Origin of the sequence: Mycolicibacterium arseniciresistens (assembly GCF_030519285.1) — a bacterium.
In the GTDB taxonomy this organism is placed as follows: Bacteria; Actinomycetota; Actinomycetes; order Mycobacteriales; family Mycobacteriaceae; genus Mycobacterium; species Mycobacterium arseniciresistens.
Map to the genome: position 1 here is coordinate 22,218 of NZ_JAUMSQ010000044.1, position 18,120 is coordinate 40,337.

The window sequence follows — 18,120 nt, forward strand, 5'->3', positions numbered from 1 at the left end:
ACTCCTTGAATCACCGCCGCCGCCATGGAGGCGTCAGTGCATCAGCGTAGACCCGCTCGGGTCACCAGCGCGGGCTGCCCGCCCGGAACGTCGGATCGATGCTGCGCATGTAGCCGGTGTCGTCACGATCCCGGATGCCGCAGCGCAGGTACTGCTCGTGCAGGGCGGCGAGGCTGTCCTCGTCGATCCGGACGCCGAGGCCGGGTGTGGTGGGAACCGGCACCGCGCCGCCGACGAACCGCAGCACGCCGGGCTCGACGACGTCCTCGGTCTTCCACGGCCAGTGCGTGTCGCAGGCGTAGGTGAGGTTCGGTGTCGCGGCTGCCAGCTGCACCATGGCCGCGAGGCTGATACCGAGGTGCGAGTTCGAGTGCATGGACAGGCCGAGTCCGAAGGTGTCGCAGATGCCGGCGAGCAGCCGCGACCGCTGCAGGCCACCCCAGTAGTGGTGATCGGAGAGCACAACGCCGACAGACTGTTTCGCCACCGCGGGCGCCAGCTGGTCGAACGCCACCACGCACATGTTGGTGGCCAGCGGCATCGGCGACTGCCGCGCGACCTCGGCCATGCCGTCCAGGCCGGGTGTGGGGTCCTCGAGGTACTCCAGCACGCCGGCCAGTCCCGTCGCGACCTTCACCGACGTCTCGGGCGTCCACGCCGCGTTCGGGTCGAGCCGCAGCGGGTGGTCCGGGAAGGCCACCCGCAACGCCTCGATGGCGGCCATCTCCTCCTCGGGTGGCCGCACGCCACCCTTGAGCTTGATGGCGGTGAAGCCGTACTCGGCGATCATCCGCTGCGCCTGCGCCACCAGCTGATCCGGGTACAGCGCGTCGCCCCAGCTGTCGGGCTCGCCGCCGGGATGGGCCGCCCACTTGTAGAACAGGTATGCCGAGAACGGCACGGCGTCGCGCACCGCCCCGCCGAGCAGGTCCGAGACCGGCCGGCCCGTGGCATGGCCCTGCACGTCGAGGCAGGCCACCTCGAAAGGCGAGAGCACCTGGTCGACCGCACTGGCCGAGGTGATCATGCCGGCCGTGCCCACCGCGGCGTCGTCACCGTGCAACCGGTCGGCGATCGCGGCGCGAATGGCGTTGAGCGCGAACACGTCCTGACCGACGATGGCGTCCGCCGCAGCGGTCAGCCGCTCCAGATGCTTCGTGTCGGCGTACGTCTCGCCCAACCCGGTCAGGCCGGCATCGGTGTCCAGCTGGACGATCGCCCGCAGCGCGTAGGGCTGGTGCACACCGACGGTGTTCAGCAGCGGCGGGTCGGCGAAGGCGACCGGGGTGATGCGTGCGCGGGTGATCCGGATCGGGCGGCCCGACATCAGCGCACCGAGGGTGCGGCCAGTGCCTCGGCCAGCACCGCGCGGCCCGCGGCGATGATGGTGCGGAGCTCCTCGACGTCCTCGGGGGCGGCGTCGATCAGCGGCGGCCGCACCGGTCCGGCGTCGAGACCCTCGAGCGCGACGCCGGCCTTGATCAGCGCGACGGGGTAACCGGGCACCTTGTCGCGCAACCGCACCAGCGGGTGGAAGAACGCGCGCGACAGCGCCTCGCTGAGTTGCTCGTTGCCCGTCTCGAGTGCCTGGTAGAAGGCGAGCGCCAGGTCGGGCGCGAACGCGAAGGTGGCCGACGAGTACAGCGTCACGCCGATGGCGCGGAACGCCTGCTGCGAGACCTCCGCGGTGGGCAGGCCGTTGAAGAACTGGAACGGCTTGCCCGACGGCGCCAGCGCATCGTAGACGGCGCGCACGATGCGGCCGACGCGGTCGAAATCGCCGGTGCCGTCCTTGAATCCGACGACGTTCGGGATCTGCGCGACCTCCACGGCCGAGGCCTCGGTGTACCGGGCGTTGTTGCGGTTGTACACGATCAGCGGCAGGTCGGTGACCGCGGCGACGGCGCGGGTGTAGGCCACCAGCCCGGCCTGCGGCATCTCCACCAGGTAGGGCGGCAGCAGCAGCAGGCCGTCGGCGCCGGCCTCCGCGGCGGCCCTGGCGAACGACTTGGCCTGCGCGAGTGAGCCGCCGGCACCGGCGTACACCGGCACCCGGCCGCCGACCACGTCCACCGTGGTGCGAACCACCGTGCGCACCTCGTCGGTGTCGAGCGCATGGAATTCGCCGGTGCCGCAGGCTGCGAAGACGCCACCGGGCCCGGCGTCGACGCCGGTCGCGATGTGCTGCGCCAAGCGCTCGGTGTCCACCTCGCCTGCCGCGGTGAACGGGGTGACGGGGAAGAACAGGACGCCGTCAAGCATGGGTTGCTCCTAGATCGATCGTGAGGGGGTCAGTCGCGGGTGAGTTCGCCGTCGATGCGGCGCCAGAGCCGGTCGGGGTTGCCGTCGGCGATCGCACTGGGAAGCAACGACTTCGGTGCGTTCTGATAGCAGACCGGGCGCAGGAAGCGCTCGATCGCCCGGGATCCCACCGAGGTGGTCCGGGAGTCCGAGGTGGCGGGGAAGGGTCCGCCGTGCACCATCGCGTGGCCGACATCGACGCCGGTGGGCCAGCCGTTGAACAGGATCCGGCCGACCTTCAGCTCGAGCGTGGGCAGCAGTGCGCCCGCCTGCTCGACGTCGGAGTCGTCGGCCTGCACCGTCGCGGTCAGCTGGCCCTCGATCCCGGCGGCGACGCGCTGCATCTCGGCGATGTCGGCACACCGGACGATGAGCCCCGAGGCGCCGAACACCTCCGCCTGCAACGCCTCCGAGCCCAGCAGGCTGGCGGCGTCGGTGGAGAACAGCGCCGAACGGCAGGACACGCTCGGTGCGTTGTCCGCCGACCCGCGGGCGATCAGGTCGGCCTCGGCGGCCAGTGCGTCGACGCCCTGGCGGTACGTGTCGGCGATCCGCGGGGTGAGCATCGCGGTGGGCGCGCTCGCGCTGAGGGCGTCACGGGCGGCGGCGATGAACGTGTCGAGGTCGGGTCCGTCGATCGCGATGACCAGGCCCGGATTGGTGCAGAACTGACCGGCGCCCAGGGTGAGCGAACCGACGTACTCGCGGCCGAGGTCGGCGGCGCGGGTCGCCAGCGCGCCCTCGAGCAGGAACACCGGGTTGATCGAGCTCATCTCGGCGTAGACCGGGATGGGTTCGGGCCGGGCTGCGGCGGCGGCCACCAGGGCCAGGCCGCCGGTGCGGGAGCCGGTGAAGCCGACGGCCTTGATGCGCGGGTCTTTGACGAGCGCACCGCCGAGTTCGGGGCCGTCGCCGAACAGCAGCGAGAAGGTGCCCGGCGGGAAGCCGGCGTCGGCGACGGCGGCGGTGATCGCCCGGCCGACGAGTTCTGAGGTGCCCGGGTGGGCGTCGTGGCCCTTGACCACCACGGGGCAGCCGGCGGCCAGCGCCGACGCGGTGTCGCCGCCGGCGACGGAGAAGGCCAGCGGGAAGTTGCTCGCGCCGAACACGGCCACCGGTCCGAGCGGGACGAAGCGCTGACGGATGTCGGGTCGCGGCACCGCACGGTCGGGCATGGGCGGGTCGATGCGGGCGCCGTTCCAGCTGCCCTCGCGGACCACCGCGGCGAACAGCCGCAGCTGTCCGGTGGTGCGGCCGACCTCGCCGGTGAGCCGCGCCTCGGGCAGTCCGGATTCGGCGTGCGCCCGCGCGACGAGGGAGTCCTTGACGGCCTCGATGCGCTCGGCGATCGCCTCCAGGAACTGGGCCCGCTTCTCGGCGGGGGCGCTGCGGTACTCGGCGAAGGCGTCGGCGGCCGCGGCGCAGGCGGCGTCGACGTGCGACGCGTCGCCGTAGCGGTAGGCCGGCTCGAGCTCGGCGCCGGTGTTGGGATCGAAGCCGCGGATCTCGGCGCCGGAGCCGTCGACCGCCTGCCCCGCGATCAGCAGCTGGCCGGTGAGTTCACCAGACGTCACTGTGGATGTCATGCACCCACGGTAGAACGCGGATAAATGCTTGTCTAAGTCCGTTTCAGGGTTGATTCATACCGGCTTTGAATCGGGGGTGGCGTGTGAGCACGCTATCTCGCGGTCGACGCCAAGACTGCGCGCGGCCACGCCTCCGCGAAAGCGCACCCATGGTCGTCAACGTGCCGAGTCCACGACCCTCACCGCTATCTCGCGGGCAGCCCGCTGCTTTTTGCACCCACGGTCGTTGCGCCGGCGGAATCACGACCCTGGACGCAAAAACGACGCCAAGACTGCGACGCCTATGACGCTCTGAGCTCGTCGCGCGCGGCGAGCCGACGCAACACGTCACGCCCCACGGCCCGGACGTCCTGATCCGCCGACGCCGCGATGAGCGTGACGCCGTCCGCCACGCCGGCGGTCTCGATGTCGGCCACCAGCCCGGCCAGCCCGTCGACGGTGCCTGCGTACTGCAGCGTCGTCGCGGCCTCAACGGGTTGCAGCGCGCCGCGCGCGGCCCGGTAGTCGGCGGCCACCGCGACGGTGACGTCGAGGATCACCGCGACGTCCGCCCGGTCGGCCCTGATCCGCGTCCTGGCGCGGCGCGCCTGCTGCAGATCGGTCGCGGCCACGCGCACGGCCCGCTGCTCGCCGGTCGTCAGTTCCTGCCAGTCACCGTCTGCCACATAAAGCCGCACGGCAGCCAACGTACGAGCAGCCGGGCCCCGCGTCGAGGCTTGCGCTCAGCGCGAATCGAAGCTCTTCGAACCGCTGTCGCCGGAGTTGTCGCCCGAGGTGTCGGTCGCGGACTCGTCGGTGGTGACGAGCTTCGAGTCCTGCATCCCCTCGACCTCTTCGGGACTCTTACCCCGCGTCTTGTAGAGGCTGGCGACCGTCGTGATGATCAGCGTCACGATGATGACGCCCAGGCTGAGCAGCGTCGGGATCTCCGGCACCGGCACGTGCTCGCCGCCGTTGATGAACGGCAGCTCGTTCTCGTGCAGGGCGTGCAGGACGAGCTTCACGCCGATGAAGGCGAGGATGAACGCAAGGCCGTACGACAGGTACACCAGCCGCTTGACCAGGCCGCCGAGCAGGAAGTACAGCTGCCGCAGACCCATCAGCGCGAACACGTTGGCGGTGAACACCAGGTACGGCTCCTGGGTCAGGCCGTAGATCGCCGGGATCGAGTCGAGCGCGAAGATGAGGTCGGTGGTGCCCAGCGAGACGATCACCAGGAACATCGGCGTCATCAGCCGCTTGCCGTCCTCCTTGACCCACAGCTTGAGCCCGTCCCACCGGTCGGTGAGCGTGAGGTGGTTGCGTGCGAACTTCACCACGGCGTTGTCGCCGTCGTCCTCGTGGTCGCTGTCGCGGGCCAGCTGCACCGCCGTGTACACCAGGAACGCGCCGAAGATGTAGAACACCCACGAGAAATTGTTGATGGCCACCGCGCCCAGGGCGATGAAGATGCCGCGGAAGATCAGCGCCAGGATGATGCCGACCATCAGCGCTTCCTGCTGGTACTTCTTCGGCACGTTGAAGCTGGCCATGATGATCAGGAAGATGAACAGGTTGTCCACCGAGAGGCTGTACTCGGTCAGCCAGCCGGCGAAGAACTCGATCCCGAAGTCACTGCCGTGGAAGAACCACACCCAGACCCCGAAGACCACCGCCAGCGAGACATAGACCGACAGCGCGATCGAGCATTCCTTCATGCTCGGCTCGTGCGGGTTGCGGGCAATGGCCACCACGTCGAACAGCAGCACCGCGACCGTCACCGCGATGGTGATGCCCCACTCCAGGGCGGAAACGTTCACTCGACATACCTCCGGTCGTCAAACACGCCGGAGGTCTCTTCCGCCGCCGCGCATGACGCGCGGGGCCCGCAGCACCGGTCGGCCGATGACGGCCGACGTAATGACGACACCGCGGCGAAGGAATACTCCCCTCCGGCTCCGATTGTGCCTGCCCGGGCTGGTGGAGGCGAATCGGGGTCTGCGTTGATCGTGGTCACGATCCAAGCGCGTATACCCCGCAACCCGCAATAGTCACCACACGCCGCCGCGCCGCCGACCGGAGGCGGCCGCGCTGAGTAGTTTGTACCCGTGACAGCAGCGGACCCGGGGCACGAAATACCCGCTCAATATGCGTTGTCGCCGTTCGCTCCGGAACCGCGCACGCTCATCGACATCCTGCACGAGACGGCGGGCCGGTTCCCGGACTCGCCGGCGCTCGACGACGGCACCGTGCAACTCACGTACGCCGAGCTGGTCGCGGACATCGAGGAGAGCGTCGCGTGGCTGGCGGCCCGCGGGATCGGCCGTGGTGACCGGATCGGCATCCGGATGCCGTCGGGCAGCTATGCGCTCTACGTGGCGATCCTCGCGACGCTGGCCACCGGCGCCGCCTACGTGCCGGTCGACGCCGACGACCCCGACGAGCGCGCCGCCCTGGTGTTCGGTGAAGCCGGGGTGGTGGCCGTGATCACCGAGAGGGGACTGCAGCGCGCCACCGGCGAGTCGCGGGGCTGGCGCGCGGCCGCCCCGCTGAGCCGCGACGACGCCTGGATCATCTTCACCTCCGGATCGACCGGCACACCGAAGGGTGTCGCGGTCACCCACCGCAACGCGGCGGCGTTCGTCGACGCCGAGGCGCGGATGTTCCTGCAGGACAATCCGCTCGGGCCCGGTGACCGGGTGCTGGCCGGACTGTCGGTGGCGTTCGACGCGTCGTGCGAGGAGATGTGGCTGGCCTGGCGGCACGGCGCGTGCCTGGTGCCGGCCCCGCGGTCGCTGGTGCGCAGCGGCATGGACCTCGGCCCGTGGCTGGTGTCGCGGGACATCACCGTGGTGTCGACGGTGCCGACGCTCGCCGCGCTGTGGCCGGCCGAGGCGCTGGAGGCGGTGCGGCTGCTGATCTTCGGCGGCGAGGCGTGCCCGCCGGAGCTCGCCGAGCGGCTGGCGGTCGACGGCCGCGAGGTGTGGAACACCTACGGGCCCACCGAGGCGACCGTCGTGGCCTGCGCGGCGCGGCTGGACGGCCGCGGGCCGGTCAGCATCGGGCTCCCGCTGGCCGGGTGGGACCTCGCCGTCGTGGACAAGAACGGTGTCCCGGTCGCCGACGGGGAGATCGGCGAACTGGTGATCGGCGGCGTCGGCCTGGCCCGCTACCTCGATCCGGACAAGGACGCCGAGAAGTACGCGCCGATGCCGACGCTCGGCTGGTCGCGGGCGTACCGCAGTGGCGACCTGGTGCGGCTGCAAGCCGACGGCCTCTACTTCGTCGGCCGGGCCGACGACCAGGTCAAGGTGGGTGGGCGCCGCATCGAACTCGGTGAGGTGGACTCGGCGCTGGTCAACCTGCCCGGTGTGAGCGGCGGCGCGGCGGCCGTCCGCAGGACCACCAGCGGCACTCCCCTGCTGGTCGGCTACATCGCGAGCGCCGACCCCGCCTTCGACGTCTCGGCGGCCCGCGCCGCGCTGGCCGAGTCGCTGCCCGCGGCGCTGGTACCTCGCCTGGTGCTGCTCGATGAGCTGCCCACCCGCACGTCGGGCAAGGTCGATCGCGACGCCCTGCCCTGGCCGCCGCCCGGTGAGCCCGAGGACGTGGCGGCCGAGTTGGGCGGCACCACCGGATGGCTGGCCGGACTGTGGCGCGACGTGCTCGGCGCGCCGGTGGACGGGCCGGAGGCCGACTTCTTCGCCCTCGGTGGCGGGTCGCTGTCGGCGGCGCAGCTGGTGGCCGCGCTGCGGCAGCGCTACCCGCACGTCACCGTCGCCGACCTGTACGACCATCCGCGGCTCGGGTCGCTGGCCGGCTACCTCGACGAGCTCGCCCCGCCGCCGGCCGTCGTCACCCGCGATGTCACGCCGACACCCCGGCTGACGCAGCTGGTTCAGGTGGCGCTGTCGCTGCCGCTGGCCACGCTGACCGGGTTGCAGTGGGTCGTGTGGCTGGCCCTGGTCAACAATGTCGCCGCTGCGTCGGACCTGGTGCCGTGGGCGACGCCGGTTAACTGGTGGTGGGTGCTGGCCGGCTTCGTGCTGTTCGTGTCCCCGCCGGGCCGGATGGGCATCGCGGTGCTGTGCGCGCGGATGCTGATCGGCAGCCTCGAACCGGGCACCTACCGTCGCGGCGGACCGGTGCACATGCGGGTGTGGCTGGCCGAGCGGCTCGCCGAGGCCAGCGGCGCGGAGAATCTCGCCGGCGCGCCGTGGCTGGTCTACTACGCCCGCGCACTCGGCAACACCGTCGGCAAGGGCGTCGACCTGCACTCCTCGCCGCCGGTGACGGGGATGCTGCGCCTCGGCCACCGCTGTTCGATCGAGCCGGAGGTCGACCTGTCCGGCCACTGGGTGGACGGCGACCACTTCCACGTCGGCCGGATCACGGTCGGCAACGACGCGACGATCGGCGCCCGCACCACCCTGCTGCCGGGCGCCGTGGTGGGTAAGAACGCCGACGTCGCCCCCGGATCGGCGGTGGTCGGCAAGGTGAAGAACGGCCAGTACTGGAAGGGTTCGCCCGCGGTGAAGTCGGGCAAGGCCCGCCACCCCTGGCCCGATCACCGGCCACGCCGCGCGCCGCTGTGGGTGGCGATCTACGGCGTGACCTCCATGCTGCTCGGCGCGCTGCCGCTGGCCGCCCTCACGGTTGGCCTCGCTGTGCTGGGTTGGGCGGTGCGACACACCGATTCGTTGGGGGATGCGTTCCCGGTGGCGGCGCTGTGGACGCCGGTGGCGATGCTCGCCGCCCTGGTCGCCTACGCCGCGCTGACGGTCGCCGGGGTGCGGCTGCTGTCGCTGGGTCTGCGCGAGGGTTACCACCCGGTGCGCAGCCGGACGGGCTGGCAGGTCTGGGCCACCGAACGGCTGATGGACGCCGCCCGCACCTACCTGTTCCCGCTGTACGCCAGCCTGCTGACGCCGTCGTGGCTGCGCATCCTCGGCGCGAAGGTGGGCCGCGGCACCGAGATCTCGACGGCGCTGTTCACGCCGAAGTTCACCGAGGTGCAGGACGGCGCCTTCCTCGCCGACGACACCATGGTGGCGTCCTACGAACTCGGCGGCGGCTGGATCCACGTCGCGAAGGCGACCATCGGCAAGCGGGCGTTCCTCGGGAACTCCGGGATCACCCAGCCCGGCCGCAAGGTCCCCGACGACGGGCTGGTGGCCGTGCTGTCAGCCACCCCGCACAAGGCCAAGGCGGGCTCGTCGTGGCTGGGCAGTCCGCCGGTGCGGTTGCGGCGCAAGCCGACTGCGGCCGACGCCCTGCGCACGTTCGATCCGCCGCTGAAGCTGAAGCTGATGCGGGCGGCGGTGGAGACCTGCCGGCTGATCCCGGTGCTGGTGTCGTTCTCGATCGGCGTGGCGGTGCTGTTCGCGCTGCAGGCGCTGGTGATCCGGTTCGGCCATTTGTGGACCGCGCTGGCCTCCGGCGTGGTGCTGCTGGTCGCGGGCGCGGTGGCCGGGGCGATCGCGGTGATCGCGAAATGGCTTGTGGTGGGCCGGATCACGGCCATCGAACATCCGTTGTGGTCGTCGTTCGTGTGGCGCAACGAGGTGGCCGACACGTTCGTGGAGACGGTGGCGGCGCCGTGGTTCGCGCGGGCGGCCAGCGGGACACCGGTGATGAACCTGTGGCTGCGCGGTCTCGGCGCGACGATCGGCCGCGGGGTGTGGTGCGAGACGTACTGGCTGCCGGAGGCCGACCTGGTGACGCTGGCCGACGGCGCGACGGTGAACCGCGGCTGTGTGGTGCAGACGCACCTGTTCCACGACCGCATCATGCGGATGGACACCGTCGTGCTGGAGCGGGGTGCGACGCTGGGCACCCACTGCGTGGCGCTGCCCGCGGCCCGGCTGGGCGCAGGGTCGACGGTGGGCCCCGGCTCACTGGTGATGCGCGGCGACGAGGTGCCTGCGTCGAGCCGCTGGCAGGGCAATCCCATTGCACCCTGGATTCTTTCGCGCAAGAAACGCCGCGACGCCACCGACAGCCGACAGGACAGCGCCGCGTGACGCGTGCGAAGAAGGCCGCCAAGAAGTCGTCGGCGCCGGTGATCGACCCGTACCTGCCGCGCAACGGCAACTTCGGCTACCGGGTGTCGCGCTACGAACTCGACCTGGAGTACAAGGTCGCGATCAACCGGCTGTCTGGCACGGTGACCATCACCGCGGTGACGCTCGCGGCGCTGCGCGACTTCACCCTCGACCTGTCCGACGCGCTGTCGGTGAGCAAGGTGTCGGTCAACGGGAAGCGGCCTGCGCAGTTCGGCAGTGCGCACGGGAAGTTGCGCATCGTGCTGTCGGCGGCGCTGCCCGCCGGCGCGGCGATGACCGTCGAGATCCGCTACGGCGGCAACCCGCGGCCGATCCGGTCCCACTGGGGCGACGTCGGTTTCGAGGAGCTGTCCAACGGCGCACTGGTCGCCGGGCAGCCCAACGGCGCGGCGTCGTGGTTCCCCTGCGACGACCATCCCGCCGCCAAGGCCAGCTACCGCATCCAGGTCAGCGCCGACAGCCCCTACCGGGTGCTGGCCAACGGCGAGCTGGTGTCCCGGCGCACCCGCGCCGCGCACACGGTGTGGACCTACGAGCTGGCCGAGCCGACGTCGACCTACCTCGTGACGCTGCAGATCGGGATGTACGAGCGGCACCGGCTGGCCAAGTCGCCGGTGCCCATCCACGCCGCGCTGCCGCCGCGGCTGCGCCACCACTTCGACCACGACTTCCACCATCAGCCGCAGATGATGAAGCTGTTCGTGAAGTTGTTCGGCCCGTATCCGTTGTCGTCGGGCTACACGGTGGTGGTCACCGACGACGACCTCGAGATTCCGCTCGAAGCGCAGGGCATGTCGATCTTCGGCGCCAATCACTGTGACGGGCACCGTAATTCCGAACGGCTGATCGCCCACGAGCTGGCCCACCAGTGGTTCGGCAACTCGGTGACCGTGCGGCGGTGGCGCGACATCTGGCTGCACGAGGGGTTCGCCTGCTATGCGGAGTGGTTGTGGTCGGAGAACTCCGGCGGCCGTTCGGCCGACGAGTGGGCCCGGCACTACCACCACCGGCTGGCGGATTCGCCGGAGAACCTGCTGCTGGCCGACCCCGGCCCGCGGGACATGTTCGACGACCGGGTCTACAAGCGCGGCGCGCTGACGCTGCACGTGCTGCGCCGCCATCTGGGCGACGACGACTTCTTCGCCCTGCTGCGGGACTGGACGGCCCGGCACCGCCACAGCACCGCCTTCACCGACGACTTCACCGGCCTGGCCGCGAATTACGCGCGGGACTCGCTGCGGCCACTGTGGGACGCGTGGCTGTACTCCAAGGACCTGCCGAAGCTGTGACCGACGTCGGCGGGGCGCCCGCGACCGGGCCCGTCACCCGGGGCAGCGTGGCCCGGGTCGGAGTCGCCACGGCGCTGACCGCCCTCTGCGGCTACACCGTGCTGTACCTGGCCGCGCGTGCGCTGGAACCCGAGGGCTTCTCGGTGTTCGGAGTGTTCTGGGGTGCGTTCGGACTGGTGACCGGCGCGGCGAACGGCCTGCTGCAGGAGGCCACCCGGGAGGTCCGCTCGTCGCGGCACCTCGCGGTCACGACCGGTGCGCGCACACCGCCGATGCGGGTGGCCGCGATGGTGGGGGTGGTGACGGCGCTGCTGATCGCAGGCAGTTCGCCGTTGTGGTCGGGGCACGTGTTCGTCGAGTCGAGTGGGCTGAGCGTGGTGCTGCTCAGCGTCGGCCTTGCCGGATTCTGCCTGCACGCAACGTTGCTCGGGATGCTCGCCGGGGTGAACCGCTGGACGCAGTACGGGTCGCTGATGGTGACCGACGCCGTGATCCGGGTGGTGGTCGCGGTGGCGACGTTCGTGCTCGGCTGGGGCCTGGTCGGATTCCTGTGGGCGACGGTGGCCGGCGCGGTGGCGTGGCTGATCATGCTGGCGGCGTCGCCGTCGACCCGGGCGGCGGCCCGCCTGCTCACCCCCGGCGGAGTCGTCACTTTTCTTCGGGGTGCGGCACATTCGGTGACGGCCGCCGGCGCGAGCGCGATCCTGGTGATGGGTTTCCCGGTCCTGCTGAAGGCCACCTCGGAGGACCTCGGCGCGGCGGGTGGCGTGGTGATCCTCGCGGTGACGCTGACGCGGGCACCGCTGCTGGTGCCACTGACGGCCATGCAGGGCAATCTGATCGCCCACTTCGTCGATCAGCAGGACCGGCGGCTGCGGGCCCTCGTCACACCCGCGGTCGCGGTGCTCGCGCTCGGCACGGTCGGCGTGATCGCCGCAGGCCTGCTGGGACCGTGGCTGCTGCAGAACGCATTCGGCGCGGAATACCGGGCCGACGGGGCACTGCTGGCGTGGCTCACCGCGGCGGCGGTGGCGATCGCGCTGCTCACGCTGACCGGTGCGGCCACCGTCGCTGCGGCACTGCACCGGGCGTACGCGGTGGGCTGGGTGGGCGCCACGGTCGCATCGGTGCTGTTGCTGCTGCTGCCGCTCGACCTGGAGACCCGGACGGTGGTCGCGCTGCTGTGCGGTCCGGTGGTGGGCATCGCGGTGCACCTGGTGGCGCTGGCCCGTGCCGACGTCAGACCGGTGGCTGCGGACTGAGCAGGGCGGCCAGCAGCCGGATGCGTTGCGCCTCGATCTCGGGCTGCGGCAGCACCGGCCGCACCAGCGCCGCCCCGTCGAACGTGTTGGTGAGCATGGCCACCAGCGCGCCGAACATGTCGTGCGGGAACTCGTCGGCGCCGGGCAGCGAGCGGGCGATGTCACCGATGTTGGCGGCGTACTCGGTGAGCACGTCGCGCAGGGTGGTCCGCAGCTTGTCGTCGGTGCGGGCGGCGACCAGCAGTTCGTACATCACCGTGTTGGTGTCGTTGCCGGTGACGTCGCGCAGGATCGTCAGCACGGCCTCGAGCGCGGGCTGGTCGGCGGGGATCTCGGCGACCTGCTTGGTGAACAGGTCGAGCTGGCGCCGCATCACCTCGTAGGCCGTCGCCGCCATGAAGTCGCCCATGGTCGGGAAGTGCCGGAACAGGGCGCCGTCGGAGACCTGCGCTCGGCCGGCGATCACCTTGGCCGACGCCCGCGCGTAGCCGACCTCGATGATCGTCTCGATGCTGGCGTCGAGGAGCCGGCTGACGGTCTCCGTCCGTCGCTGCTGTTGCGTTCTGGCCATGTCAGACAGGCGTTTTCACGCGGCTGACCGGTTCGGCGCCGGCGCGCAGGAAGCGGCCCGCCCGCACCGTGGTGCCGTAGCCGTCGCAGAACTCGCCGTCGCGGAACACGACCACGCCGTTGACGCCGGTGGCGGCCACCGCGGCGTCGTTGCGGTTGACCATGCGGCTCAGCCCGCCGTAGAAGTCGACCTCGGCCTCGTGGTAGCCGTCGACGGAGTCGTCGAGTCCGGCCGGGTCGATCACCACGAAGTCGGCGCGGTCGCCGTCGCGCAGGGTGCCCGCCGGAACGCCGAACCAGTCGGCGACCTCGGCGGTGAGCCGGTACACCGCCCGCTGCACCGACAGGAACGGCCTGCCTGCCCGGTCGGCCTCGAGGGTGCGCTTGAGCAGCCGCAGCGCGTAGTTGTAGAACGCCATGTTGCGCAGGTGCGCTCCGGCGTCGGAGAAGCCCATGTGCACAGAGGGTTCGGCGGCGAGGCGGTCGAGCTCGCGCGGCCTGTGGTTGGCGACGGTGGTCGTCCACCGCACGTTGCGCTCACCGTTCTCCACGAGCACGTCGAGGAACGCGTCGAGGGGATGGCAGTCGCGTTCGTCGGCGATGTCGCCGAAGCTCTTGCCGACGAGCGAGGCGTCGGGGCAGGCGACGATCTTGGCGTCGTGGAAGTCGCGGTGCCACAACGTCGGTCCGAGGACGCGGCGGTCGAACTCGGTGCGGAACCGGCGCCGGTAGTCCGGGTCAGCGAGCAACTCGTTGCGCTCCAGTTGTTCTCGCAGGTGCAGTGCGGCGGTGCCTGCGCCGAACTCCTCGAAGACCGGCAGATCGATTCCGTCGGAGTACAACTCGAACGGCACCGGCAGGTGCTGGAAGCGCACGCTGGCGCCGAGGACGGCGTTGAGCAGCCGGGTGCCGGGCCCGAACACGCGGGCGGCTCCCGGGGCGGACTTCGCGTCGGCCGAGACCAGCAGGCTCATCCGCACCCCGGCGCGGCGGCCGAACATGCGGCTGCTGGCCAGGAAGAACAGCAGCGCGGTCAGCGGGTTCTTGACGTCGGGGGCGCTCTGCAGGATCCGGCGGCGGCGGCGCAGCGCCCCGATCAGCTTGCGACGCTCCTTCCACGTGGCGAAGGTCGAGGGCAACGCCCGGGAGCGGAAGCGCTCGCCGTCGAGTTTGTCGATGGCCGCGTCCATCCCGGACATGCCGAGCAGACCTGCGTCGAGGGCGTCGTCGAGCATCTCGACCATCGTGCGCATCTCGGCCCGGGTGGGCCGGGTCCGCTCGTCGGTCGCGCGGTCCAGTCCCAGCACCGCGGTGCGCAGGTCCGAGTGCCCGAGCATCGAGGCGATGTTGGGCCCCAGCGGCAGGTCGTCGATCGCGGCGACGTACTCGGCAGGCGTCGACCAGGTCTTGTGGGCCTGCAGGGCGCCGAGCACGTACTTGCGCGGCACCGCCTCCACCCGGCTGAACAGGTCGGCGGCGTCTTCGGAGTCGGCGTACACCGTCGACAGCGAGCAGTTGCCGAGCAGCACCGTCGTCACGCCGTGGCGCACCGACTCGCGCAGGCCGGGGTCGAGCAGCACCTCGGCGTCGTAGTGGGTGTGCACGTCGATGAAGCCGGGGACGACCCACTTGCCCCTGGCGTCGATCACGTCGGTGCAGCCGGTCTCGTCGAGCTGCCCGACGGACACCGCGGCCACCACGCCGTCGCGGATGCCCAGGGTGCGCACCCGGGGGGCGGCGCCGGTCCCGTCGAACCAGAGTCCGTCGCGGATGATCACGTCGTAGGGCATGGCGCCTCCCGGGGTTGGTTCCGCTCACCGTAGATCAGTTAGTGAGCACTTGCAATCTTTTCTGCCGGATATCCTGGCGCCCGACCGATCGACGGAAGAAGGAGGGCCGATGACCTGGCTGGTGACGGGTGGGGCCGGATACATCGGCTCGCACGTCGTGCACGCGCTGCTGGACGCCGACATGCCGGTGGTGGTCATCGACGATCTCTCCTCCGGTATCGAGCACTTCGTGCCCGACGCGGTGCCGTTCGTCCGCGGCAACCTCCTCGACGAGGACCTGGTGTTCGACACGCTGAGCCGCCACGAGGTCAGCGGGGTGATCCACATCGCGGGCTACAAGTACGCCGGGGTGTCAGTGACGCGTCCGCTGCACACCTACGAGCAGAACGTGTCGGCGATGGTGACGCTGCTCAAGGCCGCCGACAGTGCGGGCGTGGACAAGGTGGTGTTCTCGTCGAGCGCGGCGACCATCGGCACGCCGGACACCGACGTCGTCGACGAGCAGACACCGACCCGGCCGGAGTCGCCCTACGGCGAGACGAAGCTGATCGGCGAGTGGATCCTGCGCGACCTCGGCCGGGCCAGCGGCCTGCGGCACACCAGCCTGAGGTACTTCAACGTGGTGGGGTCGGGGTCCGACGCGCTCTACGACGCCAGCCCGCACAACCTGTTCCCCGTCGTGTTCGAGATGCTGCACCAGGGCCGCATCCCGCGGATCAACGGCGACGACTACCCGACGCCCGACGGCACCTGCATCCGCGACTACATCCACGTCACCGATCTGGCGCTGGCGCACGTCGCGGCGGCGCGGCGACTGGCCGACGGCCTGCCCGTCGAACCGGTCTACAACCTCGGCAGCGGGGCGGGCACCTCCGTGCGCGAGATCATGACCGCGATCCGCGAGGTGACCGGCATCGAGTTCGAACCGGAGATCATGCCGCGGCGACCCGGCGACCCGGCCCGCATCGTCGCGACCGGTGACCTGGCGCGCCGCGACCTGGACTGGCAGATGCGGCACACCCTGCAGGACATGGTGTCGTCGGCGTGGCGGGCGAGCCTTGCGGCGCGGGCGGCCGCGCCGGGTGCGGAGTGGGCCGGCTGAACCGGGTCGCGCGTCTCGCCGCCGCGCTGATCGCGGTGCACCTGGTGCTCCGCGGAGTGCTGGCGTTCGGTGGCTACTTCTACTGGGACGACCTGATCCTGATCGGGCGGGCCGGGACGTCGGGGCTGCTGTCGCCGTCGTTCCTGTTCGACGACCACGACGGGCACGTGATGCCCGCGGCGTTCCTGCTGTCCGGCGCGATCACGCGGGTGGCCCCGTGGAGCTGGGTGCTACCCGCACTGAGCCTGATGGTGTTGCAGGCGCTGGCGTCGCTGGCGCTGCTGCGGGTGCTGCATGTGATCCTGGGCTGGCGACCGGTGTTGTTGCTGCCGTTGACGTTCGCCTTGTTCACACCGTTGGCGGTGCCCGGCTTCGCATGGTGGGCGGCGGCGCTGAACTCACTGCCGATGCTGGCGGCACTGGCCTGGGCGAGCGCCGACGCCGTGCTGCTGGTGCGCACCGGGCGTGCGCGGTACGCGGTGTCGGGTGTGCTGGTGCTCTTCGGTGGGCTGCTGTTCTTCGAGAAGGCGGCCGTGATCCCGTTCGTCGCGTTCGCGGTGACGGCGCTGCTGGCGCATGTGCGTGGCGAGCCGGTCGCCGCGGTGTGGCGGCGGGGACAGCGGTTGTGGATCGCGTCGCTGGCGCTGGTGGCGGCGTGGATCGCGCTCTACGTGCTGGTGGTCGACCAGCAGCGGTGGAGTACCGACCTGGCGATGACATGGGACCTGTTGGCGCGCTCGATCACCCACGGCATCGTGCCGGGCCTGGTGGGCGGGCCGTGGGAGTGGCAGCGCTGGGCGCCCGCGTCACCGTGGGGGACGCCGCCGGTGGCGGCGATGGCGCTGGGCTGGGTGGCGCTGGCCGCGGTGGTGGCGGTGTCATTGGCGCGCAAGCAGCGGATCGGACCGGTCTGGTTGGTGGCGGTGGGTTACGCCGTCGCGTGCCAGGTGCCGATCTACCTGATGCGCTCGTCGCAGTTCACGGCGCTCGAACTGGCGCAGACGCTGCGGTACTTCCCGGACCTGGTGGTGGTGCTGGCGATGCTGATGGCGGTGGGGCTGTGCGCGCCGAACCGGGTGTCGGCGTGGCTGGACGCGTCGCGGATGCGGTCGGTGGTGGTGGTCGCCGCGGTGGCGGCTTTCGTTGGCAGCAGCCTGTATTCGACGGCGACGTTCCTCACGGTGTGGCGGGACAGCCCGGTGCCGGCGTATGTGGCGAACGCCAGATCGGGCCTGGCCGCCGTCGGTCCGGGCGAGACGATGCTGGACCAGGAGGTCGATCCGCTGATCCTGCAGCGGGTGGCGTGGCCGGAGAACCTGGCCAGCCACATGTTCGCGCTGGTTCGGGACCGTCCCGAGTTCGCCGATGCCGCAACGGACTTGCGGATGCTGGACCGGACGGGACGGGTGGTCGACGCGCTGGTGACGTGGGTGCGGGCGATCCGGCCCGGGCCGGAACCGCAGTGCGGATACCTGGTGCAGCCCGACGCCCCGGTGCGCATCCCGCTGGATGGGCCGCTGCTGCCGGCGGACTGGACGGCGGAGATCAACTACCTCGCCAACAGTGACGGGTCGTTGACGATGTCGCTGCCGGAGGGACGCGAGGCCAGGGTGCCGGTGCGGCCCGGATTGAACCGGGTGTTCGTGCGGCTGCCCGGGGCGGGCGACGCGATCGAGGTGCGGGCGAACACCGCGGCGCTGTCGGTGTGCATCTCCCCCGGGCCCGTCGGATTCGTGGCACCGAGGTAGTCGGGGGTACGGGATACTGAGCAAATGGATTTGCGAGGTTGCGGGCCGGTGCGCCCGTGAGTGCACTCGACGGCTTCTACGCGACGTGGAACGACGCCAGGAACACCTTCGGTGAGGGCACGCCGCAGGGCGGATCGCAGATCGACGCCAGCCCGACATTTTCCAAGCTCGGCGAGGACGTCCAGGCCGCCGCACCGGGTGACACGTGGACCGGAGCCGGCTCGGATGCCTACGGCGGCGCCAACAAGAAGCACGGCGAAAACTTGACCAAGCTCGCCGACCTCGACCAACGCCTGGCCGCCCAACTCGACCAGGCCGCCGACGTGGTGACCACCGGCCGCGGCAACCTCGATGCCGTCCGGCAATGGGTGACGGACGCCGCCAACAGCGTCCCGCCCGGCAAGCAGCGCGACGAACTGCTGATGAAG

Annotated in this window: 13 protein-coding genes; 6 read left to right on the forward strand and 7 right to left on the reverse strand. The window is 71.0% G+C overall.

The window, feature by feature from the left end; all coding sequences use genetic code 11:
- Positions 1–61: 61 nt before the first annotated feature.
- From Q2100_RS09060 to Q2100_RS09080, 5 genes are all read right to left on the reverse strand, one after another.
- Positions 62–1,327 (reverse strand): glucarate dehydratase family protein, encoded by a 1,266-nt coding sequence (locus Q2100_RS09060; RefSeq protein ID WP_302913754.1) that lies wholly within the window; start codon positions 1,325–1,327, stop codon positions 62–64.
- Complete coding sequence (locus Q2100_RS09065; RefSeq protein ID WP_264016166.1) at positions 1,327–2,262, reverse strand: 5-dehydro-4-deoxyglucarate dehydratase; 936 nt, start codon at positions 2,260–2,262, stop codon at positions 1,327–1,329. Before Q2100_RS09065 ends, Q2100_RS09060 begins: the two co-directional genes overlap by 1 nt.
- A 29-nt stretch (positions 2,263–2,291) precedes the next feature.
- Entirely contained in the window at positions 2,292–3,887 is a 1,596-nt protein-coding gene (locus Q2100_RS09070) for an aldehyde dehydrogenase (NADP(+)) (RefSeq protein WP_302913755.1), read from the reverse strand.
- Positions 3,888–4,168: 281 nt separating this feature from the next.
- A complete protein-coding gene (locus Q2100_RS09075; RefSeq protein WP_302913756.1) occupies positions 4,169–4,573 on the reverse strand; it encodes a hypothetical protein in 405 nt (134 codons plus the stop codon).
- A 36-nt stretch (positions 4,574–4,609) separates the two neighbouring features.
- Positions 4,610–5,686 (reverse strand): TerC family protein, encoded by a 1,077-nt coding sequence (locus Q2100_RS09080; RefSeq protein WP_302913757.1) that lies wholly within the window; start codon positions 5,684–5,686, stop codon positions 4,610–4,612.
- Between the two features lie 288 nt (positions 5,687–5,974).
- Between Q2100_RS09080 and Q2100_RS09085 the strand changes: the two genes are divergently transcribed.
- The 3 genes from Q2100_RS09085 to Q2100_RS09095 are packed head-to-tail and all read left to right on the forward strand — an operon-like array spanning position 5,975 to position 12,482.
- Entirely contained in the window at positions 5,975–9,889 is a 3,915-nt protein-coding gene (locus Q2100_RS09085; RefSeq protein ID WP_302913758.1) for a Pls/PosA family non-ribosomal peptide synthetase, read from the forward strand.
- Positions 9,886–11,220 carry a M1 family metallopeptidase gene (locus Q2100_RS09090; protein WP_302913759.1) on the forward strand — a complete coding sequence of 445 codons (1,335 nt, stop codon included), beginning with the start codon at positions 9,886–9,888 and terminating at the stop codon, positions 11,218–11,220. The genes Q2100_RS09085 and Q2100_RS09090 overlap by 4 nt, the downstream gene beginning before the upstream one ends.
- Positions 11,217–12,482 carry a hypothetical protein gene (locus tag Q2100_RS09095; protein WP_407667601.1) on the forward strand — a complete coding sequence of 422 codons (1,266 nt, stop codon included), beginning with the start codon at positions 11,217–11,219 and terminating at the stop codon, positions 12,480–12,482. The genes Q2100_RS09090 and Q2100_RS09095 overlap by 4 nt, the downstream gene beginning before the upstream one ends.
- Here the strand turns inward: Q2100_RS09095 and Q2100_RS09100 are convergent.
- Both Q2100_RS09100 and Q2100_RS09105 read right to left on the reverse strand, forming a co-directional pair.
- Positions 12,460–13,053, reverse strand: coding sequence for a TetR family transcriptional regulator (locus Q2100_RS09100; protein WP_302913761.1), 594 nt, complete (start codon positions 13,051–13,053; stop codon positions 12,460–12,462). The genes Q2100_RS09095 and Q2100_RS09100 overlap by 23 nt on opposite strands.
- 1 nt (position 13,054) lies before the next feature.
- Entirely contained in the window at positions 13,055–14,842 is a 1,788-nt protein-coding gene (locus tag Q2100_RS09105; RefSeq protein ID WP_302913762.1) for an N-acyl-D-amino-acid deacylase family protein, read from the reverse strand.
- A gap of 109 nt (positions 14,843–14,951) precedes the next feature.
- Here Q2100_RS09105 and galE point away from each other — a divergent pair, with 109 nt between their 5' ends.
- From galE to Q2100_RS09120, 3 genes are all read left to right on the forward strand, one after another.
- Entirely contained in the window at positions 14,952–15,944 is a 993-nt protein-coding gene (galE, locus tag Q2100_RS09110) for a UDP-glucose 4-epimerase GalE (protein ID WP_302913763.1), read from the forward strand.
- Positions 15,941–17,692: a hypothetical protein gene (locus Q2100_RS09115; RefSeq protein ID WP_302913767.1), complete on the forward strand. Its 1,752-nt coding sequence runs from the start codon at positions 15,941–15,943 to the stop codon at positions 17,690–17,692. The genes galE and Q2100_RS09115 overlap by 4 nt, the downstream gene beginning before the upstream one ends.
- 56 nt (positions 17,693–17,748) lie before the next feature.
- On the forward strand, positions 17,749–18,120 hold a 372-nt coding region (locus tag Q2100_RS09120), incomplete at its 3' end, for an EspA/EspE family type VII secretion system effector (protein ID WP_302913764.1).